This is a genomic window from Allobosea sp. P2_B12 (assembly GCF_056404835.1).
The window spans coordinates 510,172-534,243 of the sequence record NZ_JBFUDG010000001.1 but is presented as its reverse complement, the minus strand read 5'-3'; the positions used below and the strand labels follow the sequence as shown (position 1 = coordinate 534,243).

General features: G+C 66.3%; 20 protein-coding genes. 9 read left to right on the top strand and 11 right to left on the bottom strand.

Annotated features, from left to right (window positions below):
- Window positions 1–28: 28 nt before the first annotated feature.
- The 8 genes from tssG to AC1DYU_RS02555 all read right to left on the bottom strand — a co-directional run bounded on the left by tssG (window position 29) and on the right by AC1DYU_RS02555 (window position 8,637).
- Complete coding sequence (gene tssG, locus AC1DYU_RS02590; protein WP_476790273.1) at window positions 29–1,093, bottom strand: type VI secretion system baseplate subunit TssG; 1,065 nt, start codon at window positions 1,091–1,093, stop codon at window positions 29–31.
- Window positions 1,090–3,051: a type VI secretion system baseplate subunit TssF gene (tssF, locus tag AC1DYU_RS02585; RefSeq protein ID WP_476790272.1), complete on the bottom strand. Its 1,962-nt coding sequence runs from the start codon at window positions 3,049–3,051 to the stop codon at window positions 1,090–1,092. Before tssF ends, tssG begins: the two co-directional genes overlap by 4 nt.
- A 5-nt stretch (window positions 3,052–3,056) precedes the next feature.
- On the bottom strand, window positions 3,057–3,563 hold the full coding sequence (locus AC1DYU_RS02580) for a GPW/gp25 family protein (RefSeq protein WP_158486022.1): 507 nt from the start codon (window positions 3,561–3,563) through the stop codon (window positions 3,057–3,059).
- Window positions 3,564–3,767: 204 nt separating this feature from the next.
- Window positions 3,768–4,250 (bottom strand): Hcp family type VI secretion system effector, encoded by a 483-nt coding sequence (locus tag AC1DYU_RS02575; RefSeq protein WP_158486020.1) that lies wholly within the window; start codon window positions 4,248–4,250, stop codon window positions 3,768–3,770.
- A gap of 142 nt (window positions 4,251–4,392) precedes the next feature.
- Window positions 4,393–5,898 (bottom strand): type VI secretion system contractile sheath large subunit, encoded by a 1,506-nt coding sequence (gene tssC, locus AC1DYU_RS02570; protein WP_158486019.1) that lies wholly within the window; start codon window positions 5,896–5,898, stop codon window positions 4,393–4,395.
- A gap of 15 nt (window positions 5,899–5,913) precedes the next feature.
- Window positions 5,914–6,447 (bottom strand): type VI secretion system contractile sheath small subunit, encoded by a 534-nt coding sequence (gene tssB / locus AC1DYU_RS02565; RefSeq protein ID WP_476790271.1) that lies wholly within the window; start codon window positions 6,445–6,447, stop codon window positions 5,914–5,916.
- A 122-nt stretch (window positions 6,448–6,569) separates the two neighbouring features.
- On the bottom strand, window positions 6,570–8,003 hold the full coding sequence (locus AC1DYU_RS02560; protein ID WP_476790270.1) for a type VI secretion system protein TssA: 1,434 nt from the start codon (window positions 8,001–8,003) through the stop codon (window positions 6,570–6,572).
- A 76-nt stretch (window positions 8,004–8,079) separates the two neighbouring features.
- A complete protein-coding gene (locus tag AC1DYU_RS02555) occupies window positions 8,080–8,637 on the bottom strand; it encodes an OmpA family protein (protein ID WP_158486016.1) in 558 nt (185 codons plus the stop codon).
- Between the two features lie 116 nt (window positions 8,638–8,753).
- On the opposite strand from AC1DYU_RS02555, the gene AC1DYU_RS02550 reads away from it, so the two are divergent.
- The 3 genes from AC1DYU_RS02550 (at window position 8,754) to tagH (ending at window position 12,667) form a co-directional block, all read left to right on the top strand.
- Complete coding sequence (locus tag AC1DYU_RS02550) at window positions 8,754–10,607, top strand: type VI secretion system Vgr family protein (RefSeq protein ID WP_476790269.1); 1,854 nt, start codon at window positions 8,754–8,756, stop codon at window positions 10,605–10,607.
- A gap of 8 nt (window positions 10,608–10,615) precedes the next feature.
- Window positions 10,616–11,173: a DUF6931 family protein gene (locus tag AC1DYU_RS02545; protein ID WP_476790268.1), complete on the top strand. Its 558-nt coding sequence runs from the start codon at window positions 10,616–10,618 to the stop codon at window positions 11,171–11,173.
- Window positions 11,174–11,254: 81 nt separating this feature from the next.
- Window positions 11,255–12,667, top strand: a complete 1,413-nt coding sequence (gene tagH, locus AC1DYU_RS02540) for a type VI secretion system-associated FHA domain protein TagH (RefSeq protein ID WP_476790267.1) — start codon at window positions 11,255–11,257, stop codon at window positions 12,665–12,667.
- A gap of 136 nt (window positions 12,668–12,803) precedes the next feature.
- Here tagH and AC1DYU_RS02535 read toward each other — a convergent pair whose 3' ends face one another.
- Window positions 12,804–13,163, bottom strand: a complete 360-nt coding sequence (locus AC1DYU_RS02535) for a RidA family protein (protein WP_476790266.1) — start codon at window positions 13,161–13,163, stop codon at window positions 12,804–12,806.
- 77 nt (window positions 13,164–13,240) lie between these two features.
- Window positions 13,241–13,783, bottom strand: a complete 543-nt coding sequence (locus AC1DYU_RS02530; RefSeq protein ID WP_476790265.1) for a PAAR domain-containing protein — start codon at window positions 13,781–13,783, stop codon at window positions 13,241–13,243.
- Between the two features lie 153 nt (window positions 13,784–13,936).
- Between AC1DYU_RS02530 and tssK the strand changes: the two genes are divergently transcribed.
- The 6 genes from tssK to AC1DYU_RS02500 are packed head-to-tail and all read left to right on the top strand — an operon-like array spanning window position 13,937 to window position 23,747.
- Window positions 13,937–15,274 carry a type VI secretion system baseplate subunit TssK gene (gene tssK, locus AC1DYU_RS02525; RefSeq protein ID WP_158486009.1) on the top strand — a complete coding sequence of 446 codons (1,338 nt, stop codon included), beginning with the start codon at window positions 13,937–13,939 and terminating at the stop codon, window positions 15,272–15,274.
- Window positions 15,271–16,695: a type VI secretion system protein TssL, long form gene (gene tssL, locus AC1DYU_RS02520; protein ID WP_476790264.1), complete on the top strand. Its 1,425-nt coding sequence runs from the start codon at window positions 15,271–15,273 to the stop codon at window positions 16,693–16,695. The genes tssK and tssL overlap by 4 nt, the downstream gene beginning before the upstream one ends.
- A 15-nt stretch (window positions 16,696–16,710) precedes the next feature.
- Complete coding sequence (gene tssM, locus AC1DYU_RS02515) at window positions 16,711–20,322, top strand: type VI secretion system membrane subunit TssM (RefSeq protein ID WP_476790263.1); 3,612 nt, start codon at window positions 16,711–16,713, stop codon at window positions 20,320–20,322.
- 4 nt (window positions 20,323–20,326) lie between these two features.
- A complete protein-coding gene (gene tagF / locus AC1DYU_RS02510; RefSeq protein WP_476790262.1) occupies window positions 20,327–21,034 on the top strand; it encodes a type VI secretion system-associated protein TagF in 708 nt (235 codons plus the stop codon).
- Window positions 21,031–21,828: a PP2C family protein-serine/threonine phosphatase gene (locus AC1DYU_RS02505; protein WP_158486005.1), complete on the top strand. Its 798-nt coding sequence runs from the start codon at window positions 21,031–21,033 to the stop codon at window positions 21,826–21,828. The genes tagF and AC1DYU_RS02505 overlap by 4 nt, the downstream gene beginning before the upstream one ends.
- Window positions 21,825–23,747, top strand: coding sequence for a serine/threonine-protein kinase (locus AC1DYU_RS02500; protein ID WP_476790261.1), 1,923 nt, complete (start codon window positions 21,825–21,827; stop codon window positions 23,745–23,747). The genes AC1DYU_RS02505 and AC1DYU_RS02500 overlap by 4 nt, the downstream gene beginning before the upstream one ends.
- A 25-nt stretch (window positions 23,748–23,772) precedes the next feature.
- On the opposite strand, the gene AC1DYU_RS02495 is transcribed toward AC1DYU_RS02500, so the two are convergent.
- Window positions 23,773–24,054: a hypothetical protein gene (locus tag AC1DYU_RS02495; RefSeq protein WP_476790260.1), complete on the bottom strand. Its 282-nt coding sequence runs from the start codon at window positions 24,052–24,054 to the stop codon at window positions 23,773–23,775.
- Window positions 24,055–24,072: the final 18 nt, after the last annotated feature.

Sequence of the window (24,072 nt, the reverse complement as noted above, 5' to 3'; positions counted from 1 at the left end):
TGGTCTTCGCTGTCTGGGTCGTCAGGATTCAGTTCGCCCGGCTGCGCTTCAGGCGCATGCGCTCGGCAGGGTGGAAACGGGCATCGCGGCGTAAGGCCCCGGCGGAGGCATCCCAGTTCGGCGACATCCAGCTCGTCCAGCCGAGCTGGCCGAACTGGCCAAGCCGCGCGGGCTTGACCTCGCCGACCGGCAGCGCCAGCTCGACATCCCATTCGAATTGCTCGCCGAGATGGAAGAAGACCGCGTCCGCCAGCGGCTCGCAGCGATCGCCATTGGGCAGGAAGCGCGAGAACTCTTCGAGATTCTTCGCAACGATGCAGATGCGGAACTTATCCTCGACGCTGTAGACGCTGGCCCCCAGCAGCGCGTCGCCGCCGAGCGTGCAATGGGCACCGCCCAGCCGCGTGCGATCGGCGGGGTCGAAGACCAGCCGCATGCCGACGAACTGCTCGATCTCGACTTCGGCCTTGAACAGCCCCGAAAGCAGGCCGCGCAGGCGCGAAGCCGATTTCGCCTGCGCGCCGATCAGGCCGGCATGGGCCAGCTTCTCGGCGTCCGGCACCGCGTCGCGGTTGAGGAAGGGTCCCGAGCCCAGCCCGATCTGGCTGCCGACATAAGCCGCGAAGCGGTCATACTCCGGGCGGTCATGCTGCGCGATCGGCCGGGAATCCGCCCAGGCGCGGAAGAAAAGCTGCAGGAAGCGATGGTTCAGGACGTCGAGGAAGCGTGGAAACGCGTCGTCCCGCACAAGTTGCCAGTGGTAGGTCTCCTCGGTCGTGGCCAGCGGCAGCGCGCCCTGCGGCCCGAGCAGACCGAGAAATTTGACGAAGACCCGCAGCCGTCCCTGCAGATCGCGGTCGGCATCCGAGATCGTCGAGGCCGGGAAATCGAGATAGGCCTGCTCGCCCAGCGCGACATATTCGTCGCGCCGCGCCGCGACATCGCCGATCCGCGCCCGCTCCGGAAAGCTGCGTTCGAGCCGACGCATGACCGCGTAGAAGTCGAAGCGCCAGGGCTCGTCCTGGAGCTGCTCGGCGTAGCTTGGCTCGCGCTGGAGGCTTTCACCTGCACTGGGGCTTGCGCTGTCGCTCACAGGATGCGCCTCGATCCGGCGCGCGGCGGCCAGCGCATGACCTCGCCGCGCTCGACGGTACGGATCACCGTCTGGGTGAAATGGTTCATCGCGGCGTATTCGGCGAAGAAGCGATCGAGTACCGCACCGAGCAGGAAGACGCCCGAGCCCTCGAAGGCCTTCTCGTCGAGAACGACCGTGATCTCCAGACCGCGCGCCGCCCCCGTCCCGGCCCGCTGAGGAAACCGCCGCACGACAGGCCGGCTGTCGACGCTCTTGATGCCGCGGATGCGGCGCTCGGTGGCGCTGTCGGCGAGATCGGCGAAGAGCGAAAGCAGCTCGCGCAGGGCCTCGCCATTATGCCCGGCACCGCGCTGGACAAGGCCGAGATGGTTCAGGCTGAGCAGGTTGATCAGCCGCCAGGTCACGACGCCGGTGCTCGCCGTCTCCGAGCGCAAACGCAGTTGCGAGACGATCGGCTCTCGCGGCGGCGTCGGGCCCGACATGCAGGCGACATCAAGCGCGACATTGTCGATCAGCCGGAAATCGGCGCCGCCCTCGCCTGTCGGCAGATGCTCCGGCAGATGCCGGTTCGAGCACAGCGCGCGCACGCTGAGCTCGGCCACGGAGATCGTGTCGGCGACGCCGGCCGGCTCGACCAGCGAGATGAACATGTCGGTGCCGGTATAGTCCGAGGACCGGCCGGTGCGCCGCTCGGCGACGGAGCGCCGGCGCGGCAGCCTGCGCTGGGTGTAGAGCAGACCATGCGTCGGCGAGGCACCCTCCGGTGAGGAATAGAGCGGATGCACCGGCTGCTTCTCGCGCCCGCCGACATAATGGGCGTTGACCGAGAGGATGCTGTGCGGCTCGTAATCGAGCTGCCGGCTGCGGTCCGGCACGATATGGAATTCGTGCTGATTGCTCTTCACCGGAATGCGGTCGGCCGTCTTCTCGAACAGGTTGATCGCGGGCGCGGCGTAGAGCCCGAACATCTGCTTCTGCACCGCCGCGGCAAGCCTGGTATTGACCTCGTCGAAGACGAAGATGACGTCGACCGCCTTGGCGGTCAGGCGCGGCATGATCCGGGCGAGTCCTTCGAGCTTGAAGCCGAGGAACTTGCGCGGGAACCAGAACATCTCGCGCAGCAGGTCGAAGCCGCGGAAGATTCGGGTATCGGCCGGCAGCAGCGCCTCGTCCTCGGCAAAACCGAGCTGCTCCAACGAGCAGCCATCGGCCGGCATGATGACCGGGTCGCCGAACTCGTCGAGATGGCGGAAATAGATGCCGACGCAGTCCGAGAAGAGCTGCTCGTAGAGCGCAACCGCATCGGCCTCGGCGCCGAGCAGATGAAAGGTCAGGTCCTTGCAGCGGCAGCCGGAGAACCAGCTCGTCGGCGTCTTCAGCGCCTCCGCCGCCGAAGGTTCCTGCTCGGGATCGGCCATGGTCCGGTGCGTCAGCGACAACCGCAATCCCGAGAGAACCCGGTGGTCGGTGCGCAGGCCCAGCGCCTGCAACGGCCCCGGCGCGGGAATGTATTCGGCCGCCGCAACGTCGAACGGCCACATCGTGACATCCGCGCCGAGCCGGTAGCGGCAGGCGACGCGGCGCTCGCGTTCGAGATAGGTCGCGTCGATATAGGAGCCGCGCGGGATCCGCACGCCCTCGCGCAAGCCCGGATCGGCAAAAGGCGGCCGGATGCCGGCGAGCAAGGCAGAAGGCGTCGGCGCCAGATAGTTCGGGATCAGCTGTTCGAGCAGGTTATTGGTGAATTCGGGGAATTCGTGCTTGAGCTTGAGCTGAACGCGCGCCGCCAGGAAGGCCGCGCCCTCCAGAAGCCCGCCGACCATCGGGTCCATGCGTTCACCCACGAGCCCGCCCAGCCTTTCGGCAATGCCCGGATACTCTTCGGCAAATTCCTTCGTGTGCTCCATGAACAGGCGGAGCTCTTGGTTGTAGAAGTCGAGGAACTCCTGGTTCATCGCCCCTATCGGCTCCTGATCGCCATCTTGCCGGTGTCGAGTTCGAGATCGGCGACGAACTGGACGGGCACGTTGAGCGGCTCGCAATTGAGGTCCGCCCGGACGAGAAAGCGCACCTTGAGCTCGGCCGCGTCGAGCCCGTCGTCGCGCTCGACGGCGATCGACTCCTTGATCAGGCGCGGCTCGTAGGCCAGCAGCACGGCCGCCATGTCCTCGCGGATCAGATCGACGCGATGCTCGTCGATCGACAGCCGCGTCAGGTCCGGAAAGCCGTGATTCAGGATCGACTTCCGGACATGCTCGAAGCCGGACAGATCGAGCGACGAGCCGAGGTTGATGGTGTTGACCAGCGCCTCGAGATCGATCGCGATCTCGCGCCTGAGCTTGGGCTCCGTGATCGCGGCGCGCGGCGCGGCGCGGCGGTTGGCGATGACGCGCTCGCCCCCGGCATCGCGCAGGTCGAGCGAGACCTTCGCATCCTTTTCGAGATGCGCCTCGCGGAACGCGAACATCAAGGGCGGCCGCAGCCGCTTCCTGGAGATCGGGCCGTTCATCGCTTCGGGCCGTTCATGACGCCTCGGATCGCATCTCGGTCACGGAGCTGCCGGTCATGGCAGCCAGGCAAGCACGATGGCCGCCGCGGCGCTTCTCCGCAACGGCCACCATGAAAAACGGCGGGCCGGCACCGCTTTCGCGACACCGACCCGCCTTCGGGCTTACTTCTTGTTGGCCTTGATATCCCAGGTCATGGTGACCGGCGCATCGAGCGAGCCGTCGGGCTTCTGGGGCTTGTACTCGTACTTGATCTTGGCGTAGTTCAGCGAGAACTGGTCGGTCGGGACGCTCGAGCCGCCGGCGGCGTCGCCGGACTGGTAGCTCGACACCAGCAGATCCTCGAGCGTGACCACATAGTAGTCCTGCTGGGTCTCGCCCTGCTTGCGGACGAAGAGCACGGCCTTCTTGATGTGCTTGCCGCTGGCGCAGGACATCGCCAGGTTCGCCGAAGCCTTGCCGACCGACGAGGTGAAATGGATGTCCTGGAAGCTCGCCTTGCCGGCGCCGCCACCATGGCCGGCCGAATGCGAGCCGGCGTTGCTGACACCCCAGGAAAACGAATCGACCTCGATCGTATCCTTGTGCTTGTCGTCCTTGCTTTCGCCCTTGATGCCGTCGATTTCGAGAAGGAAGTCGGTAGCCATGATCATCTCCAATGGTTGTGACTGATGAGGGATTTGGTTTGTAGAACCCGAATACTGGACGCAGTTCTCCTGCGCGCCCGGTCTCGATCGACCGAAGCGCCGAAGTCTTACTTGCTAACGTCACATGCTGGTCAGGTGACGGTCACGTCTTGGGAGCTGGCAGGCGTGAGACCAGGCTCAGACCGATATCCATGCCCTCGAGCTGGAAGTGCGGCCGGAGATAGAACTTGGCCGAGTAGTAGCCAGGGTTCTCCTCGTCCTCGAAGACATCGATGCGCGCATCGGAAAGCGGGCGCCGGGCCTTCGTATCTTCGCTGGAATTGATCGGATCGCCGTCGACATAATCGGTGATCCATTCCTGCAGCCAGCGCCGCAGCGGCTCCTTTTCCTTGTAGGAACCGACCTTGTCGCGCACCATGCACTTCAGATAGTGCGCGAAACGCGACACTGCGAACATGTAGGGCAGGCGCGAAGACAGATTGTCCGAAGCCGTCGCCGCCACCCCGTCGGGGCCCGAGAACGCCTTGGGCTTGTAGAGCGACTGGGCGCCGATGAAGGCGGCCTTGTCGGTGTTCTTGCGATGGATCAGCGGGATCAGGCCGGCCTTGGCCAGTTCCGCCTCGCGCCGGTCGCTGATCGCGATCTCGGTCGGGCATTTCAGGTCGATGCCGCCATCGTCCGTCGGGAAGGTGTGGGTCGGCAGGTTCAGCACCTCGCCGCCCGATTGCACCCCGCGGATGCGCGTGCACCAGCCATACTCCTTGTAGGCGCGGTTGATGTTCACGGCCATCGCATAGGCCGCGTTCATCCAAGCGTAGTTCTCGCCCTTGTGCCCGTCGGTGTCCTCCTCGAAGGCGAACTCCTCGACCGGCTCCGATTTCGCGCCGTAAGGCACCCGTGACAGCACCCGCGGCAGGCACAGGCCGACATAGCGGGAGTCGGCCGCGTCGCGCAGGCCCTTCCAGGCCGCATAGTCGGGCGTGTCGAAGACCTTGCTGAGATCGCGCGGATTGGACAGCTCGGTCCAGGAGTCCATGCTCATCAGCGTCGGCTCGGCGCCGGCGAAGAAGGGCGCATGGGCGGCGGCGGCAACCTTGGAGAGGTCGCGCAGCAGCTGCACGTCCGTCGGCACATGGCTGAAGTGGTAGTCGCCGATCAGGCAGCCGAAGGGCTGTCCGCCGAGCTGACCGAACTCCTGCTCATAGACCTGCTTGAACAGGGGGCTCTGGTCCCAGCGTGCGCCGGGATAGGTCTTCAGATTGCGATAAAGCTCGTTCTTCGAGACATTCATCACCTTGATCTTGAGCTGCGCGTCGGTCTCCGAGTTGAAGACCAGGTAGTTCAGCCCGCGCCAGGCACTCTCGATCTGCTGGAACTCCGGCGCGTGCAGCACCTCGTTCATCTGCTCGGTCAGCTTGGCGTCGAGCCTGGCGATCATCTCCTCGATCGTGTCGAGCACGTCGTTCTTGATGAGCGTCGAGTCCGAGAGCGCCTGGTTGACCAGGGTCGCGATACCGGCCTCGACCTCGGTCGCGGCCCGCTCGGTCTTGGGTTTGAAGCTCTGCTTCAGGACCGACGCGAACTCGTCGAGATCACGGGTCTCGGCGACTGCGCCGCCGGGCTGCTGGGTCTGTGCTTCCGCTGCCATTGCCGCCTCGCTTGTTTACTTGGTGTCTTCGGCGGGAGCGCCGTCGGAAGGCTTGTCGCCAAGCTTGTCCTTGAGCGCCGCCATGAGCTGGGGATCGGCAAGGAGCGCCTTGATCTGGTCGCTCGCCGCCATCTTGCCGTCCATGAAGCGGACGAGGTTGGCGAGCTGTTCGCGCGCCTCCAGCAGCTTGGCCATCGCCGGGATCTGGCGGGCAACCGCGGCCGGGTTGAAATCGTCGAACTTCGAGAACTTCAGCGCCACCGAGAGCTTGTCGCCGCCATCACCGAGCTTGTTGGGGACGTTGAAGGCGACGCCGGGCTCGATCGCGGCCATGCGCTGGTCGAAATTGTCCATGTCGAAGTCAAGAAACTTGCGCTGGGAAATCTCCGCCTTCTCGATCCCCGAGGCATTGCCCGAGAGGTCGGCCATGACGCCCATGACGAAGGGCAGCTCGACCTTCTGCTCTGCGTTGTACGGGTCCTCGTAGGTGATATGGACCCGCGGCGGCCTGTTGCGGCGGATGAACTTCTGCCCTGAATCTCCGGCCATTGTACCAGCCCCTCTGCAATGGCGTCACGCCGACGTAACGTGACATCCTAACCGTTCTTGGTCTCTACCGATATAGTCGCGCCAACTTGGTGCGCGGTTCAACCGGAATACAAAAAAATGACCTAGCTGTCGGCTTCCGGCATCTGGGCGACATCGGGCAGGATGTTGCCCAGAAGCGCCATGAAATCATGTTGCGCAAGCGCGCAGGCCTTGTCCATCAGCAGCGGCGTCGGATGCGAGGGCTCGATCTGGCGATAGAATGCCGAGACCGCCCTCATCCCCGCGACCGCAGCCGACCGGCTCTCGATCTTCAGGCCGGCCTTCTCCAGCGCCGCAGCACGCGGCTGCTCGGCAGGCTCCGAACCGTCCTCGCTCGCGCCATCCTCATCGGAAACGTCGGCATCGTCATCCGCTTCGGCGTCAGCCTCTTCGGAAGCATCGTCATACGATGTCTCTTCATACGAGGTTTCCTCCTCATAGGAGGACTCGTCCGACACGCTGAGACGCTCCAGCGGCAGCCGGAACCGCGGACGATCGCCGATCTCGAGGACCGCCTTGTCCAGGTGTTCCGGGAACATGATCTGAATGACCTCGATCAAGGACTTGCCGATCAGTTGCTGGGCCTGGCCGATCAGGAGGACCGCCGGGCTGGAAGGTTCCATGCGACGAAAATAGCCGAGGCAGGCGGCCAGCGTATCCTTCACTTGAAGGATGCTGTTGCAGGCCCCCGGCGCATAGCTGTTGGAGACCGCCGGAGCGGCGGCGCCGGGTGTGGACTCTGCCCCCGGTGCCGCCTGATGGCCGGGCACGCGCCGCGCGACCGCCGCGTCGACGAAGGCCACGATCTGACCTACCAGCGCCGACAGGCGCGGAAAGCTGAGCGCATGACCGGCCCCGACCTTCTCGAGCCATATCGCGCTGATCGCGCCGAGTGCCTCGCTGATCGCGCGAATTCGGGCGAGCGTCGCCGTCAGGTCGTCGATATCCGCCTCGGTGAGCGCAGCCTGGATCACGCCCTGATCGGGATGCTGCTCGCCCTCGACCAACCGGGTCTCGCCCGTGGCCACGAGTTGGCTCCGGAAGGCGAACGGCCCGATCCGCCGGCTCACGAACAGCGGCGCATGCTGCAGCGGCAGCACGACGGTCGGCAATTCGTCGAGGCTCTGCAGCGCAACCTCGCGCATGACGAAATCGCCGTCCATGGCGCGCGGATGCACCTCCTCCCAATGTTCGGACAGGAGCGTGGCCATGGCCGTTAGGCAAGCGGCGAAAGCCGCCACATCGCGGTTGAGGATCGACAGCTTGCCCGCCAGAACGAAGACCCGCAGGTCGCGGGAGCGCCCGAGCAGCTTGGCGATGTCGGAGAAGGCTGCCGGGAACTCGATGCCGCTGCGGTCGAACGCGACCTGCCGTCCGTCATCGTCACGCCGGAAATACTGCGCCGGCAGCACGACCTCGAGCCGCGCCATCGTGTTCATGAAATCCGTATCGTCCTCGAGGTCCGGCCCGCAAGGATCGTCGTCGGAAATCGCGTTCGCAAATTCAGCGAAGTTCAAGGCCGCCATCGCACTCACCGGTCACGCGTTCGGCGGCTCGTCGGCGGGGCACTCCGCCTCCGAGGCGCCTTGCCGCTCATTCGCTTTTAAGACGGGTCTCGACACGGCGGTTGTCGCCGGAGAACGGGTCGGGGACGACCGGCTTGCTCTGGCCGTAGCCGCGTGCGGCAAGCTTGCTGGTATCGACACCACGCTCGCTGAGATAGCGCACCACCGCCCGGGCCCGCCGCTCGGACAGGTCGAGATTGTAGCCCGGCCGGCCGGCGGCATCGGTATGCCCCTCGACCATGAAGCTGCTCGATGCGAGCTGCGGCGTCTTCAGCGCCTTGGCGAACTCGTCGAGATTGACCCGCGCATCGGGCTCGAGCACGTCGGAATTGTACTTGAAGCGCACGACCAGGTCGAAAGCGGCCACGGCGGCCGGCTTCACGACATGGCCGGCCTTGTTGCAGTCGGCCTCCGTGCCGATGCACAGCCCGCGCGTCGCGCTCGGGCCCGGCTGCGGCGTCGCCGGCTGGAAATGCTTGACGATATCGTCCGCCTTGTAGGTCTGCGCCTGCGCAGGCAGCGCCTGGAGCACATAAAAACCAGCGGAAAGGATGGCGATGGCTGTCATAGTGGGCTGCTTGCGCATGGTCCCCCTCCGTTTTAACTTCGCACGGGCGGATGAAGATTGAATGCGCAAATTATGACTCGCGCCATCCGCTACGTCAATATCAAAATAGCATCTAGAACCGTGAGGTTTCGTTGATGGCCGCTGATCTTCGACAGTCCCAAAGAACTGCTTCGTTTACGACGCCTTTGGGTCCAGATGAATTTTCACTTATGCAGTTTCAAGCTCATGAAGCATTGAGCGAATTGTTTATCTATGAGATCGAAGCCAGCAGCAAGACTGAGAATGCTGATCTTCAGAGCATCATGAGCCAGAAATGCTCGGTGAAGATGATCCTGAAGAATGGCAGCGAGCGGGTGTTCAACGGCACGCTTGTCGATGCCCAGTGGGTCGGCAAGGAGAACGACCTTTATATTTACCGCTTCACGCTGCGGCCCTGGCTCTGGCTGCTCTCGCAGCGCGCCGACTGCCGGATCTTCAAGAACAAGACCGCGATCGACATCATCAAGCAGATCTTTGGCAAGGAGGAGACCGCGAGCTTCGACGACCGCACGAGTGATAGCCTGGCGAAGATCGACTACTGCGTGCAGTATCGCGAGACCGATCTCGACTTCGTCCTGCGGCTGATGGAGCAGTACGGCGTCTATTACTATTTCAAGCACAGCGACGGCGACCACAAGCTGATCCTCTCGGATTCGCGGACCTCGCATGATCCCGTCAAGGCCGCCGCACAGCCGACCTATCTCGGTGCCCCAACGACCTATCCGCTGATGCCGCTGTCGAGCCGGATGCCGCGCCATATCGAGCACATGTCGCATTGGTCGACGATGCGGCGGCTGCGGACCGGCAAGGTCGCCCTCAAGGATTACGATTTCCAGCAGTCGGGCTCGGACCTGACGGCACGGGCGGAGGCGGGCTTCGACAAGGCGAAATCCTACGAGGCCTATGATTACCCGCGCACCTACATCAAGCGCGACGAAGGCGAGCATTTCGCCCGGGTCCGCGCCCAGGCCACGCAGGCCCAGGACGATCGCCGCCATGCTGCCGGCGACGCGCCCAGCCTCTATCCAGGCGCATTGATGACGCTGTCCTCCCATCAGCTCACCTCGGAGAACATCGAATATCTCGTCGTCCGGGCAAGCCATGGCTTTAGCGGGCAAAGCTACCGCTCCGGCAACACCGACGATTCCGTCTATAGCGGGTCCTACGAGCTACAGAAGAGCGACCGGCGCTTCCGCGCCCCGCTCACGACGCCCCGACCGACCGTCTACGGTCCCCACACCGCCAAGGTCGTCGGCGACAAGAACAAGGGTGAGGAAGGCGATATCGACGTCGACGAGTTCGGCCGCATCTATCTGCGCTTCCACTGGGATCGCGAGGACGACTCGACCTCCTGCCGAACGCGCGTCGCGCAGATGTGGTCCGGCAAGGGCTGGGGCGGACAGGTCATCCCACGCATCGGCCAGGAGGTCGTGGTCGAGTTCCTCGAGGGCAATCCGGATCTGCCGCTGGTCACCGGCACGGTCGTCAACGACCAGCACAAGCCGCCCTACTCGCTGCCCGACAACAAGACCCAGTCCGGCCTGAAATCGGAATCGACCGACGGAAAGGGATTTTCCGAGCTCTACAACGAGATCAAGTTCGAGGACCGCAAGGGCCAGGAAGTCTTCAGCATGCAGGCCCAGAAGGACCACAAGGTCCTGATCAAGAGCAAGGAAACGCGCGAGATCGGGCCGGAATACAAGGATGGAGGCTACTCCCGCGAGACCACGCTGAAGCAGGGCAACGACAAGCTCAAGATCGACCAGGGCAAGCTCGACGTCGAGGCCCTGACCGAGATCAACCTCAAGGTCGGAGAGAGCACCATCAAGATGCTGCCGGCGAGCATCGAGATCTCCTCGCCGACGATCACGATCAAGAGCATCGCCAAGACGGAGGTGCTCAGCGATGCGCTCGTGATCATCAATGGTGCCATGGTGAAGATCAACTGAGAGCTTCCATGTCGCGTCTTCGCTTCAATACCGCCCAAGAGGTGTTCGAGACCTATCCCGCGGCCGGCAAGGTGATCAGGACGCCGCCGACGCGGGAGCACCCCCTCGCCTTCCTCAAGCGTCTCGCACAGGGGCCTGCCCCCACCGAGGCGATCGGGTTCTGTGCCTTCGTCCTGCCGCGCCGCGAGGCGGTCTGGTGGGCCACGCAGGCGCTGCGCGCGATGCAAGCCCCCGGAGCGCCGCCCGACGATGCCATCGCCGCGGCCGAGGCCTGGGTCCGCGATCCGCGCGACGAAACGCGCCGGGCGGCGCTTACGCTCGCCGAAGTGGGCGATACGGCCCTGCCCGGCACCTGGGCTGCCTTCGCCGCCGGCTACTCGGGCGGCAGCATGGTGACGACGCATAATGTCCCCTGCCCGCCCGACCTGACGGCAAAGACCGCCCGCATCGCCGTCATGACCGCGCTCGGACGCCTGTCGGGCCGCGACCACGACGCCGCATTGCGCAACTGCGTCGAAGCATGCATTCGATTGGCTGATGACGACGGCAGCAAGACCAGATCCTGAGCGCGGGCCGGCAGAGCCGGGCGCCCGCAGCGTCCCCCTGCAAGGGATGGCCGCAACGCCGCTATGCGCGGCGTTGCGGCCATGCCCGAGAGTGTCGCGATGCCCCTGACGCTGACGATCGAGAACGAGACCGCGCTGCCCGATGGCGGGCCGCTCAGCGTCACGCTCAGCGGCGGACGCGGGCTCGATATCGGCCGCGACCAGCATCTCGACTGGGCCCTGCCCGATCCGACGCGGGCGATCTCGGGGCGCCACTGCGAGATCCGCTTCCGCGACGGCGGCTACTGGCTCCGCGACGTCTCGACCAATGGCACCTATGTCAACGGCAACAGCAATCGCGTGCAGTCGCCCTACCAACTCCAGAATGGTGACCGGCTCGAGATCGGCCATTACATCATCGCCGTCGCGATCGATGATGCAGCCCAGCAGGAACCCGCCGCAGCGGCCGCTCCCCTCTTCGCCGCACAGCCCGAATCGCTCTGGTCGTCGAGCGGCGACGAAGCCCCGCCGATCCCGCGCCGCGATCTGCTGCCACCCAGCAAGCATCGCCCCGTCCATGACGGCTTCATCGACTGGGCCGCCGACCTGCCGACACCGACCTCGCAGCCGGTCGCGCCGCCTCCCGCACAGGCCTTCACGCCGCCGGCGAGCGGCGACGACCTTGCTTGGGCGCCTTATCAGGCCCCGCCCGCGCCCGTCGTCGAACCTGTCGCGCCGATCCCGACGCCGCGCCGGCCGATCACGGCCGATGTGCCTGCCGGAGATCCCTGGGGCGAGGCGTCCGCCCCGGCCCCGTTACCGTCGATCGCGCCGCTGCCCTTCGCGGAACCGCCCCCGATCGACCGTTCGCCGCCTTTTGAGACGCCACCGCAGCCCTTTGCGCCGCCGCCGATGCCGGCCGGCATGCCCGCCATCTCCGCCGGCGAATTCGTCCAGCGCTTCGCCAAGGGCGCCGGCGTCTCGACCAGCGATCTCGGCTGGCAGGATCCGGGCGCCTTCGCCGAGCAGCTCGGCGGGCTGATGCGACTGGTCGCGATAGAGCTGAAGCAGTTGCTCGCCGCGCGCGCCGAGAGCAAGCGCATCGCCCGCAGCGCCAACCAGACGATGATCCAGGCGCAGGACAACAACCCGCTGAAATTCTCGCCGACGGTCGACGACGCGCTGCAGCTCATCTTCGGCAAGCCCAAGAGCGGCTATCTCAGTGCGCATAAGGCCTTCGACGAGAGCTTCCGCGACCTCAAGGCCCATCAGATCAAGACCTACTCGGCGATGCAGCATGCGCTGCGCATGCTGGTCGAGGATCTCGACCCCCAGGCGATCGCCGAAAGCACCGCGCAGGAGCGCGGCCTCGATTCGCTGCTCGGCTCGCGAAAGGCCAAGATGTGGGACGCCTATGTCGCCCGCTGGGACGCCAAGACCGCCCCCTATGAGGACGGGCTGGTCGATGCCTTCATGCTGTATTTCGCGGAGTGCTACGATCGCGGCGGAAAGTAGCGGCGGTCGGTAGCTCGCCCTCCGTCATGGTCGGGCTTGTCCCGACCATCCACGTCTTCCGTCGTCGAGCCCTATGCCCAAGACGTGGATGCTCGCCACAAAGGCGAGCATGACGGACAGGTCCTATCGTAACGCCTTACAGGCCGAGCTTCGCCGCCACGGCCGTGATCTCGATGTCGTGGCCCGCCGTCGCCAGCTTCGCCTCGACGGTGGCGCGGGCGGGCGCCGTGCCGGCCGGCACCCAAGCGTCCCAGACCGCGTTCATCTCGGCGATCTTCGAGATATCGGTGAGGAAGATCTGGACGCTGAGAATGCGCGTCTTGTCGCAGCCGGCGCTTTCCAGCGTCTCCTCAAGCAGCGCCAGCACCTCCGCGGTCTGCTCGGCGAGCGGGCGCCCCTCGGTCTTCTCGGCGACATGACCGGCCAGGAAGACGATGCCGTTGAAGATCGCGGCATCACACCAGCGCTGCGTCACTCCGATGCGTTCGATGGTCATGGCCTTGATCCTTCGGTGATGTCGGGTCGGCCGCATCCTGCGTGCCGGCCCCGTCCTAGCCGAGGATGACTGGCCCGTCAGCCGCCGATGATGACGTTGACCATGCCCATCACGATCTTGTTCGGCGGTCCGACCGCCTCGATGATGGTGTCGGTGACGCGGCAGGCCGGCAGATCGTTGATCAGCACGGTCTGCGAGCCGTCGATGACGACGCCTGGGCCATGCGTCGGCAGTGGCAGCGGACCTAACGGCGTCAGGCAGAGATGGATGTCGGCGCCACCGGACGCGCTGCTGATCATCGAGCTCATATTCGCGGCCGCCGTAGCCTTGGCGGTTTCTTCGGCGGTGACCGCAGCCGGCGCTCCGGGCGTGCCGGCGGCCGCGACGGTGGCGGCCTTCGCCACGTCGAGTGCTGCGTCGGATACGGCCTTAGCGGTTTGGATCGCGGCTGCAGCGGCGGCAGGCACGCCGCGCCATGCCTGCAACCCGCCGATGAGCACGGTGGGACTGCCCGGCCCCGGCTGAAGCACCCCTGGAAGCGGGTGGGCCGTCATATCGAAAACGCGCGCGGCTGGACCTTTACCCATGACTCCGCTCCTGCTGCCATCGAGCACTTGCATCGATGGCGGTTCGATCCTGCCCGCAATCGCGCAACGGCGCATCATTCAAGTCAATGACGGCAGCCGCTTTCCGTGAGTCTAGCATTCGCTTGGTGACGCTTGTTGGCGACCTGTATAAGGTTGCCTGCATGCCCTTGAGTGAGCGAGACCCGGATGTCGTGGTACAGCAAGGTCGTTTGGTCGGAAGGGCTTTTTCTAAGGCCGCATCACTTCCAGCAGAACGATCGGTATCTTGAGAACCTGCTGGAAAACCGTGTCCGGCACGTTACCCCTTACCCATGGGGATTCTCGGTGTTGGAGATCGACCGCGACCTCGCCCAGCAAAGCAGGATAGGCCTGCGCCGCGCCGTCGGCGTGATGCCGGACGGCACGCCCTTCGCCATGCCCGACAACAGCCCGCTGCCGCTGGCGATCGAGGTTCCCGAGAACGCGGCCGGCCAGATCGTCTGGCTCTCGCTGCCGCTCGCCTCGGCCAATACCCGCGAGGTTGAGGACGCGCTGAACGGCAGCGCCAGCCGCTACCTGCCCTCGACCGAGATGCTGATCGATTCGACCGCCTCGCTGCGCATCGAGGAGGAGATTGACATCGCCCATCCGCGCCTGACGCTGGAACTGCGCAAGACCGCCAAGGCCGGCTATGTCGGCCTGGCGCTCGGCCGCATCCTCGAGGTCCGCGACCGGGCGATCCTGTTCGACGAGAAATTCGCCCCGCCCGTGCTGGTCTGCTCGGCCTATCCGGTAATCGAGGGCTGGCTCGACCGTGCGATCGGCTGGATCGACAACAAGCTGGAAGAGCTTGCCCGCTACGCCGCCGACCCGACGGCAGGTGGCGGCCTGCAGAGCGCCGACTACTTCATGCTGCAACTCCTCAACCGGCAGATCCCGGTGCTGAAGCATCTGCGCCAGTCGCGCTACGTCCATCCCGAGCGGCTGTTCGTGACCTTCGTCGCGCTGGCCGGCGAACTCGCCACCTTCACCACGGCCGAGCGTCGCGCCCGCGACTATCCCGCCTATGACCATGACGACCTGGAAAACTGTTTCTCGCCCGTCGTGCGCGATATCCAGGACTTCCTCTCGGCCAATCTCGGCCGCCGGGCGATTCGGCTGGAGATCACCGAGCGCGCGCCCAACGCCTTCATGTCGACGATCCGGGACCGCAGCCTGGTGCGCAACGCGACGCTGATCCTGGAGGTCGCGGCGCGGCGACCGCTGACCGAGATACAGGCCCAGTTCCCGCAGCTCTTCAAGATCGGCCCCAACACCAAGATGAACGAGATCGTTCATGCCCATCTGCCGGGCATCAACCTCGTCCATCTGCCGACCCCGCCGCCGCAGATCCGCGCGCTGACCGACCACGTCTATTTCTATCTCGACCGGACCTCGCCGCTCTGGCCCGAATTCTCGACCGCAAGCTCGATCGGCATGCATTTTTCCGGTGACTGGCCCGATCTCGAAATGGAGCTCTGGGCCGTGCTTGAGGGCAGGCGATGAGCGAACCCTCCGATCCGTTCGGCCGGTCGGACCGGACCATCATCAAGCCGAACCCGGCCGGCCGGCGCGCGCCGCCGCCCTCGCGCCCGGTGCAGCCGGCGCCATCGGCGCCCACCCCCTATGCCGCCCCTGCCGTTGCCTCGCCCGGCGTACCCGGCACCGGTGACGAATGGCTCTCGACGCCGCAGCCGGTGGCGCCGCGCCCGGCTCCGCAGTCCGCCCCAGCCGGTGGGCCGCTGCCACGGCGCGACCAGCTCCTGACGCCCAACACCAACCCGCTGCTGCGCGCCGCCGGGCCGCTCCTGCTCCTGCTCGGGCGGCTGCGCTCCTCGCTGAGCAGTGCCCCTCCGGCACAGCTCCTGGGCCAGGTCACCGAGACCATCGAAGCCTACGAGCATGAGGTCCGCGGCGCGGGCGCCTCCGCCGAGACGACCCGCATCGCGAAATACATCCTCTGCGCGGCAGCCGACGACATCGTCCAGAACATCCCCGGTGAGGACCGGCACGTCTGGACCCAGTACAGCATGCTCTCGAAGTTCTTCGGCGAGCGCGTCGGCGGCGTCCGCTTCTTCGAGGAGCTCGACCGCGCCAAGGCCGACCCGTCGGTGAATTACGACCTGCTCGAGATGATGCATGCCTGCCTGGCGCTGGGCTTCCAGGGCATCCACCGCACCTCCTCGGGCGGCGCCGCCAATCTCCAGATGATCCAGCGCAATCTGTTCGAGACGCTGCGGCGGGTGAAGCAACCCGATCCGGAACTCTCGCCGCGCTGGCGCGGCCAGGCCGTGGCCTCGCAGATCGCCCGCTTCAAAATTCCGGTCTGGTCGGTCGCCGCGCTCGCCGCCGTCGCCGTACTCGGGCTCTTTTTCGTCTTCCGCGCTTTGCTCGGCGGCAATGCCGAGGCTGCGGCCACCGCACTGCTGACCGTCAATCCCAAGGGCGAGATCGGCCTCGTGCGGCCCCGCTTCTCGGCTCCGCCGCCGCCGATCCCGCCGCCGGTGGTTCCGCCTAAGGTCTGCGGCGCCGTGCAGCCGCCGATCGTCTGCCAGGTGACGCCCAACGTCATCATCGTCAGGCTGGTCGGCATCACCCTGTTCGAACCCGGACAGGCCGCCGTGCGCGACGAGTTCAGGCCATTGATCGAGCGCATCGCCGGCGTGCTGGAGACCGAGGGCGGCACGGTCAAGGTGCTCGGCCATACCGACAACGTGCCGATCCGCACGGCCCGCTTCCCTTCCAATCTTGAACTCTCGCAGGCCCGGGCCAAGGCGGTGGGCGAGCTCCTGCAGACCAAGCTGACCAAGGCCGACCGGATCAGCTTCGAGGGCAAGGGCGCCGATGTCCCCATCGAGCCCAACGCCACCCGCGAGGGACGCGCCAAGAACCGGCGCGTCGAAATCGTGATCCAGCGCAACGTCTGAGGGAGGCTCAAACAGATGAACCTCGCGACCTGGCTCAGGATCGGCGCGATCTTTATCGGAACGCTTGCGCTGTGCCTGCTGATCTGGTTCGGCACGCCGTTCCTGGCCGTTGGCGACGTCAGGCCGTTCGACTCCATCTGGGTGCGCCTGCCGATCGTGCTGCTGCTGGCAATCGGCGGCATCGCCTGGATGGCCGTGATCGTCATCCGTCGCCGCAAGGCGACGGCGGCGCTGAGCGACGCGCTCGAAAAGCAGGAGCCGACCGGCGACGGCGCCGCTCTCTCCGGCGCGATGCGCGATGCGCTCGCGACCCTGCGCCGCGCCCGCGGCAAGGACGGCGGCGACTATCTCTACGACCTGCCCTGGTACGTCATCATCGGCCCGCCCGGCGCCGGCAAGACCACGGCGCTGGTCAATTCCGGGCTTAAATTCCCGCTCGCGCGCGGCGGCGCGGCACCTGCCGCCGTCGCCGGTGTCGGCGGCACCCGTTACTGCGACTGGTGGTTCGCCGAAGAGGCCGTGCTGATCGACACGGCCGGCCGCTACACCACGCAGGACACCGACATCAAGGCGGAGAAGGCGAGCTGGTTTGCCTTCCTCGACCTGCTCAAGACCAACCGCCCGCGCCAGCCGATCAACGGCGTCATGGTCGCGATCAGCGTCGAGGATTTGCTGACCTCCTCGCCGGAGGAGATCGCCGCCCATGCCGACGCCATCCGCAACCGCCTGCTCGAACTGAACGAGCGGCTGAAGGTCGATTTCCCGGTCTATGCGGTCTTCACCAAGTCGGACCTGATCGCCGGCTTCAACGAATTCTTCGGCGCGCTCTCGGAGCCGCAGCGCCGCATGGTCTGGGGCCACTCCTTCCAAACCACCGACAAGACCCGCAACATGATCGGCGACGTCGCGCCCGAATACGACGCGCTGATCGAGCGCCTGAACGAACGCCTGCCCGACCGGCTCCAGGACGAGGCCAATCCGACGGCGCGCGCCCAGATCTTCGGCTTCCCGAGCCAGATGGCGACGCTGAAGCGTTCCGTCGTCGATTTCCTCGACCGTGTCTTCGAGCCGACGCGCTACCACGCCAACGCCACGCTGCGCGGCTTCTACTTCACCTCCGGCACGCAGGAGGGAACGCCGATCGACCAGCTGATCGGCGCGCTCTCGCGCAATTTCGGCAGCGAGCATGCCAGCGCCGGCTCCTATTCCGGCCGCGGCAAGAGCTACTTCCTCACCGACCTGATCCAGAAGGTCATCATCGGCGAGGCCGGCTGGGTCTCGACCGATCTCGGCGCAACACGCCGCACCACCATGTGGCGGGTCGCCGGCTTCGCCACCGTCGCGCTCCTCTCGCTGGCGGCGCTCGGCCTGTGGTGGACCAGCTTCTCGCGCAACAGCGATCTCATCACCGCGACCAATTACGGCCTCTCCGATTATCGCAGCAGTGCAGCCCCGGTGCTGCAGGAGACGACGATCTCGGAGCGCAATTTCAGCCGCGTGCTGCCGCTGCTGCACAAGCTGCGCAACCTGCCGGCTGGCTATGCCACCCGCTCCGACCCGACTCCGATCCCCGCCACCTTCGGCCTGAGCCAGCGCGACCGGCTCCAGAACGCCGGCGAGATCACCTATCAGCAGGCGCTGGAGCGGATGCTGCGCTCGCGCATCATCTTCCGGCTCGAGGAGCAGCTCGAGGCCAACGCCAACAATCCCGGCTTCGTCTATGAGGGGCTCAAGGTCTACATGATGGTTGGCGGCCAGGCGAAGCTCGACCGCGACCTCGTAATCTCCTGGATGCGGCTCGACTGGGCCGAGAACCTCTTCCCCGGCGCAGCCAATGCCAAGGGCCGCGAGGCGCTGGAAGAGCACCTTGTCGCCATGCTCGATCTGGACGATGGCGCGAACGAGCCCATCGTCCGGCTCAACCAATCCCTGATCGAGAACAGCCAGCGCACGCTGCGCCGCCTCAGCATCGCCGAGCGCGCCTATGAGCTGCTGCGTACCCAGGCCCGCTCGCAGAGCCAGAAGGACTGGGTCGCGGCAAGACGCGGCGGCTCCGATGTCAGGCTCGCCTTCGAGGGCGTCGGCGGCGAGGATCTCGACGCGATCCGCGTGCCCTATTTCTACACCTATGACGGCTTCCAGAACGCCTTCGTCGATCGCCTCGGTGACATCGGCGACCGCATCGAGAAGGAACGCTGGGTGCTGGGCGAGAACACCGACCAGCAGGCGATCATCGCGCAGTATGCGACGCTGTTTCAGGATCTGTTGAAGCTCTACAGCCGCGACTATGTCGCCTCTTGGCAGCGTACCTTGCGCCGCCTCAAGCTGCGCCCACTCAATGCCGACAAGCCGCAATATGTCGCGCTGAGCGCCATGGCCGCCGCGACGTCGCCCTTTAAGCAGATCCTCGAATCGGTCAGGGACGAGACGCAGCTGACCAAGGAGCGCCCCTCGACCCGGAAGGCGGCAGCCGCCGCCGCGACCGATGTCCTCGAGAAGCGGGCCACAGACGCGTTGAGCCGGCTGGGAGCGAACCTGCCGCTCAGCGCGCCGGGCGTCGAGCGCGTCCTCGGCGGTGGCGGCAACGAGGCGCTCGGCGCCAATATCGAGAGCCAATTCAAGCCGTTCCATGTTCTGGTCGAGGGCGATCTCGGGCGCCGGCCGGTCGACCAGCTTCTGCAGATCCTGGCCGAGATCAACCAGAACCTCGCCATCGCCGCGACCAATCCGGCCCAGTCGGCAGCGGCCAATGCGGCGCTGGTTCCGTTGATCGCGTCGCTGCGGGCCAACTCCTCGCGCTATCCGGCGCCCTTCGACGGCATGGTGGTCTCCGCCGTCAACGACTTCGAGGGCGACGCCACGGGCGCCACCGTCGCGCTGCTGCGGCAGGCCCTGGGCGACCAGGTCAGCCGCGTCTGCACCGAGGTCATGGCCAACCGCTACCCCTTCGTGAAGGCGAGCGCGCGCGAGGTGCCGCTGGCGGATTTCGCCCGCCTCTTCGCGCCGGGCGGCATCATGGACAAGTTCTACAAGGAGCGGCTCGAACCCTATGTCGACAGCTCCAAGGCGCAATGGACCTGGCGCGTCGAAAGCCGCGTCGCCCGCTCGCTCTCGCCGACGACGTTGCGCGAGTTCCAGCGCGCCAGCGAGATCAAGGAGGCCTTCTTCCCGACCGGCGGCAACCTGCCCTCTTTCCAGATGATCGTGGTGCCGACCGCGCTCTCGGCCGATGCGGCGAGCGCCAAGCTCGAGATCAACGGCTTCACCGTGGCGAGCCAGCAGGGCGTCAACACGCCGGTGCCGGTGATGTGGCCCGGCGCGGGCATCGCCCGCACGGCGGTGACGCTGACGCTGGGCGGCGCGAGCGGAGGCGGCGCCTTCGGCGGCGGCTTCTTCTCCAACACGCCGAGCGCCCCTTCGGGCGAGGCCAAGCTGTTCGAGGCCAACGGCGTCTGGTCGTTCTTCCGCATGCTCGACGCGGGCTCGATGCTCAAGCAGGGCGACAATGTCGGTCTGACGCTGTCGGGCGGCGGCCGCCAGGTCGGCTACCAGTTCGGCGTCGGCTCGCTGAAGAACCCGCTCGTCCTGCCTGCCCTGCGGGACATCCGCTGCCCGGCCGGGATCTGAGGCGATGGCGTGTGGATTGTTCGGGAAGCTTCCGGGCAAGCGCGACTTCATCGCCGTGAATGCTCCGGCCGCCTTTCTCAAGGTCTACGAGGCCTGGCTCCAGGGCGGGCTGACCGCGAGCCGGCTGGAGATGGGCGCGGCCTGGCAGCAGGCCTTCCTCAACGCGCCGATCTGGCGCTTCTGGATCGGCCAGGCCTTCTGCGGCCAGACGGTGGCCGGCGCCTTCATGCCCTCGGTTGACGGCATCGGCCGCTATTTCCCGCTGACGGCTTTCGCGGTGGCGGAACCCGGCGGCGCCATCCCGCATCCGGAGCTCGATCCGCAGGATGCCTGGTACGGCGAGATCGAGGATTTCCTGCTGCAGGCGCTCGATGCCGAGGCGAGTTTCGAGGCCGTCTCGCTGCGCCTCTCGCAATTGCCCGTGCCCAATGACGCGCTGCTCGCGGCGCCGCCCGCCGATATGGTGCGCCTGTCTGACGGCACGATCGTCACCGCCCGCTCCGCCCAGGGCTTTCCCGAGCGGCTGGCGGCGCTGCGCGTTGAGGACCATGCCCGCGCCTATGCGCATTCGACCTGCTTCTGGACCGTGGGCGGCGACAATTTCGAGCCGCTCGCCTTGGTCGGCCACGGCCTGCCGGACCCCTATCTGTTCGCCGGCCTGCTGACCGGCCGTTTCGATGCGTTCCTCCAACAGGGGCGAGCCGGACCATGACCGACCTCAGCCGTGCGACCGCCCCGTTTGAGACCGGCGCGATCAGCCATGTCGGCCGCGTCCGCAGTGCCAACGAGGACAACCTGGTCGTCCGGCCGGAATTCGGCGTCTGGGCCGTGGCTGACGGCATGGGCGGCCATGAGAATGGGGCGCTGGCGAGCGCGACGGTCGCCGCCGCCATCGAGCGCATCGGCGCGGCCCAGTCGGCGCCAGACCTGCTGGCGCGGCTGGAAGACGGCGTGCTCCAGGCCAATGCCGAGCTGCGCCAGCACATCAGCGACAATGGCGGCGCGCCGATGGGCTCGACGCTGGCTGTGCTGCTCGTCCATGAGCGGCATTTCGCATGCGTCTGGTCCGGCGACAGCCGCATCTATCTCGTCCGCGCGGGCCAGATCACGCAGATGTCGCGCGACCATACCGAGGTCCAGGACATGGTCGAACGGGGCGTGCTGACACCTGAGGAGGCGAAGCTCTCGCCGCGGCGGCATGTCATCACCCGTGCCATCGGCGTGCACGACATGCCCGAGCTTGATCTCGACTCAGGCGAGATCGCGGGCGACGACGTCTTCGTGCTCTGTTCGGACGGCTTGACCGAGCATGTCCAGGACGACGAGATTCTGCATGCCGTCGGCGATGCCGGCGCGCAGGAGGCCTGCGACGCCCTGCTGGCGCTGACGCTCCAGCGCGGTGCGCGCGACAACGTCACGGTCATCATCGTCCGCTATCATGCGGACGACACCGGGAGTACGCAGTGGATGCCCAATATGCGCATGCAGGGGAGCGACGCACCATGAGCGATGCCGATCGCACCGTCTTTGCCCCGCGTGCAGGAGCCGTTTCCGCCGGAACGACGCTGAACGGCATCTACGAGGTCGAGCGCCTGATCGCGGTCGGCGGCATGGGCGAGGTCTACAAGGGCCGCGCCATCCAGACCGGCGACGCCGTCGCGATCAAGATGATCCGCCCGGAAATGGCGCGCGACGAAGCTGCGCTCGCCCTGTTCCGGCGCGAAGCGGCTGCGCTCCACAACCTCTATAACGAGGCGATCGTCCGCTATTACGTCTTCACCATCGATCCGGTGACGCAGTCGCCCTATCTTGCGATGGAATTCGTCGACGGCCAGCCTCTCTCCGAGCGCATCAAGCAGGGCCCGCTCAGCCTCGACGAGGTCGACGTGCTGCGCCGGCGCATTGCGCCCGGCCTCCACGCCGCCCATCTGCTCGGGATTGTCCACCGCGATGTCTCGCCCGACAACATCATCCTGCCGGGCGGCAATATGGCGCGGGCCAAGATCATCGATTTCGGCATCGCCCGCTCGAGCGTCCTGGGCGAAGGCACGGTCATCGGTTCCGGCTTCGCCGGCAAATACAACTATGTCTCACCCGAGCAGCTCGGCCTCTATGGCGGCGACGTCACCGGCCGCTCCGACATGTACTCCTTCGGGCTGGTGCTCGCCGAGGCGCTTGCCGGCAAGGCGCTCGACATGGGCGGCACGCAGGTCCAGATCCTCGACAAGCGCCGCCGCGTGCCCGATCTCTCGGCGGTCGATGCCCGGATCAAGCCGCTGCTGACGCGCATGCTCGCAGCCGACCCCGCCGACCGCCTGGGCGACATGTCCGAGGTGGCGGCCTGGGAGCCCAAGACGGCGTTCAACCGCAAGCCGAAACCGGCCGCTGCTGCCGGCCCGAAGTCCGGAGGCGCCAACCGGACGATCGCCGCCCTGGCCGCGCTCGTGCTGCTGGGCGGCGGTGGCTATCTTGGCTGGACCATGCTGCAGTCGCAGGTCGGTACCGCCCCGCCGGTCAATCCGGGCCCGGAGTTGATCGAACCGACTCCGACGCCCCCCCCTGTACCGGTGCCTGACCTGACACCCGTTCCCGTGCCAGCTCCCACTCCCGCTCCGACGCCAACCCCGGCTCCGGTCCCAGCCCCGACGCCCGCGCCGACTCCCATACCGCAGCCCATTCCGACTCCGACCCCGCCGCCGATACCGACACCCCCGCCGATCCCTGCTCCGGCTCCAACGCCAATCCCTGCCCCGACGCCCACCCCCGCTCCGACGCCGGCTCCGCCGGCGCCGGACTCTCAGCCACGCACGCAGGTCGAGCGCATCCAGAACTACATCGCCAATTATGACGGTGGTCCCTGCTTCTTCCTCTGGCCGACGGAACTGACCGAGAAGCGGGCCGTGCTCGAAGGCTTCGGCAATGCGACCGAGCCTTTCGTCGCCTTCGACACCGCGTTCAAGGGCGCGCACGGCTTCGAGGCCCAGATCCATCTGCGCCCGGTCACGGCGGCGCAATGTCCGATGGCCGATTTCCTGCGCCAGCTCGGCGACAATGTCGATCGCACGCCACGGCTGCAGATCAACGCCTTCAACATGAAGAGCGGCGATGTGCTGAGCGGCACTGTCGAGAATGACGGCGGCCGCAATGTCGCCGTCGTGCTGATCGGCGATGACGGTCTGGTCTATAATCTGGCGAGCTATCTCAGGCGCGATGGCCGCCGGGCGAGCTTCAACCTCAAGCTCGAATCGGCCGGCGGCGGCACGCGCCCGCAGACCGTCCTGACCTTCGTCAGCCAGGCGCCGCTGCCCGCGCTGTCAGGTCCAAACCCGACGCCGTCGAGCGACTTCTTCGCCAGCCTGAGGCAGGATGTCGCCCGTCAGGGCGGCAGGATCGGCATCGGCGTCAGGTATTTCCGGATCGACTGACGGCCGGCGGCTCCCGCCTTCGCCGCTAATCCTCCTCGCGATAGAGCACGCCCCAGTCGTCCTGCCACAGCCCTTCCGCATCCTCGACGACGATCGGCGCCTGGATTTCGTTGGCGAGCCTGACCGCCGAGCGAAAGGCCTCTTTCGGCTCCATCTCGTCGCTGACGAAGTCGTTGACCAGATGGCCGCCGGCCAGCTCCGCCGGGCAGGCGATGCGGCCGAGCGTCTCGCCGTCCTTCTGGATCAGCGTCAATGTGATCGCGTCGGCCTGTGCCTCGTCGACCTGCTCGAAACGGTTGGCTGCCATCGTCTGTCTCTCCCTGTT

What these genes read in the sequence shown, in the direction of transcription:
- AC1DYU_RS02530 (WP_476790265.1), bottom strand. Translation starts at nt 13,783, where the DNA reads ATGCAAGTGCTCGATGGCAGCAGGAGCGGAGTCATGGGTAAAGGTCCA.
- tssC (WP_158486019.1), bottom strand. Translation starts at nt 5,898, where the DNA reads ATGGCAGCGGAAGCACAGACCCAGCAGCCCGGCGGCGCAGTCGCCGAG.
- AC1DYU_RS02555 (WP_158486016.1), bottom strand. Translation starts at nt 8,637, where the DNA reads ATGCGCAAGCAGCCCACTATGACAGCCATCGCCATCCTTTCCGCTGGT.
- tssK (WP_158486009.1), top strand. Translation starts at nt 13,937, where the DNA reads ATGTCGTGGTACAGCAAGGTCGTTTGGTCGGAAGGGCTTTTTCTAAGG.
- AC1DYU_RS02575 (WP_158486020.1), bottom strand. Translation starts at nt 4,250, where the DNA reads ATGGCTACCGACTTCCTTCTCGAAATCGACGGCATCAAGGGCGAAAGC.
- tssF (WP_476790272.1), bottom strand. Translation starts at nt 3,051, where the DNA reads ATGAACCAGGAGTTCCTCGACTTCTACAACCAAGAGCTCCGCCTGTTC.
- AC1DYU_RS02500 (WP_476790261.1), top strand. Translation starts at nt 21,825, where the DNA reads ATGAGCGATGCCGATCGCACCGTCTTTGCCCCGCGTGCAGGAGCCGTT.
- AC1DYU_RS02495 (WP_476790260.1), bottom strand. Translation starts at nt 24,054, where the DNA reads ATGGCAGCCAACCGTTTCGAGCAGGTCGACGAGGCACAGGCCGACGCG.
- tssB (WP_476790271.1), bottom strand. Translation starts at nt 6,447, where the DNA reads ATGGCCGGAGATTCAGGGCAGAAGTTCATCCGCCGCAACAGGCCGCCG.
- AC1DYU_RS02545 (WP_476790268.1), top strand. Translation starts at nt 10,616, where the DNA reads ATGTCGCGTCTTCGCTTCAATACCGCCCAAGAGGTGTTCGAGACCTAT.
- AC1DYU_RS02580 (WP_158486022.1), bottom strand. Translation starts at nt 3,563, where the DNA reads ATGTTCGCGTTCCGCGAGGCGCATCTCGAAAAGGATGCGAAGGTCTCG.
- AC1DYU_RS02535 (WP_476790266.1), bottom strand. Translation starts at nt 13,163, where the DNA reads ATGACCATCGAACGCATCGGAGTGACGCAGCGCTGGTGTGATGCCGCG.
- tagH (WP_476790267.1), top strand. Translation starts at nt 11,255, where the DNA reads ATGCCCGAGAGTGTCGCGATGCCCCTGACGCTGACGATCGAGAACGAG.
- tssL (WP_476790264.1), top strand. Translation starts at nt 15,271, where the DNA reads ATGAGCGAACCCTCCGATCCGTTCGGCCGGTCGGACCGGACCATCATC.
- AC1DYU_RS02505 (WP_158486005.1), top strand. Translation starts at nt 21,031, where the DNA reads ATGACCGACCTCAGCCGTGCGACCGCCCCGTTTGAGACCGGCGCGATC.
- tssM (WP_476790263.1), top strand. Translation starts at nt 16,711, where the DNA reads ATGAACCTCGCGACCTGGCTCAGGATCGGCGCGATCTTTATCGGAACG.
- tagF (WP_476790262.1), top strand. Translation starts at nt 20,327, where the DNA reads ATGGCGTGTGGATTGTTCGGGAAGCTTCCGGGCAAGCGCGACTTCATC.
- AC1DYU_RS02550 (WP_476790269.1), top strand. Translation starts at nt 8,754, where the DNA reads ATGGCCGCTGATCTTCGACAGTCCCAAAGAACTGCTTCGTTTACGACG.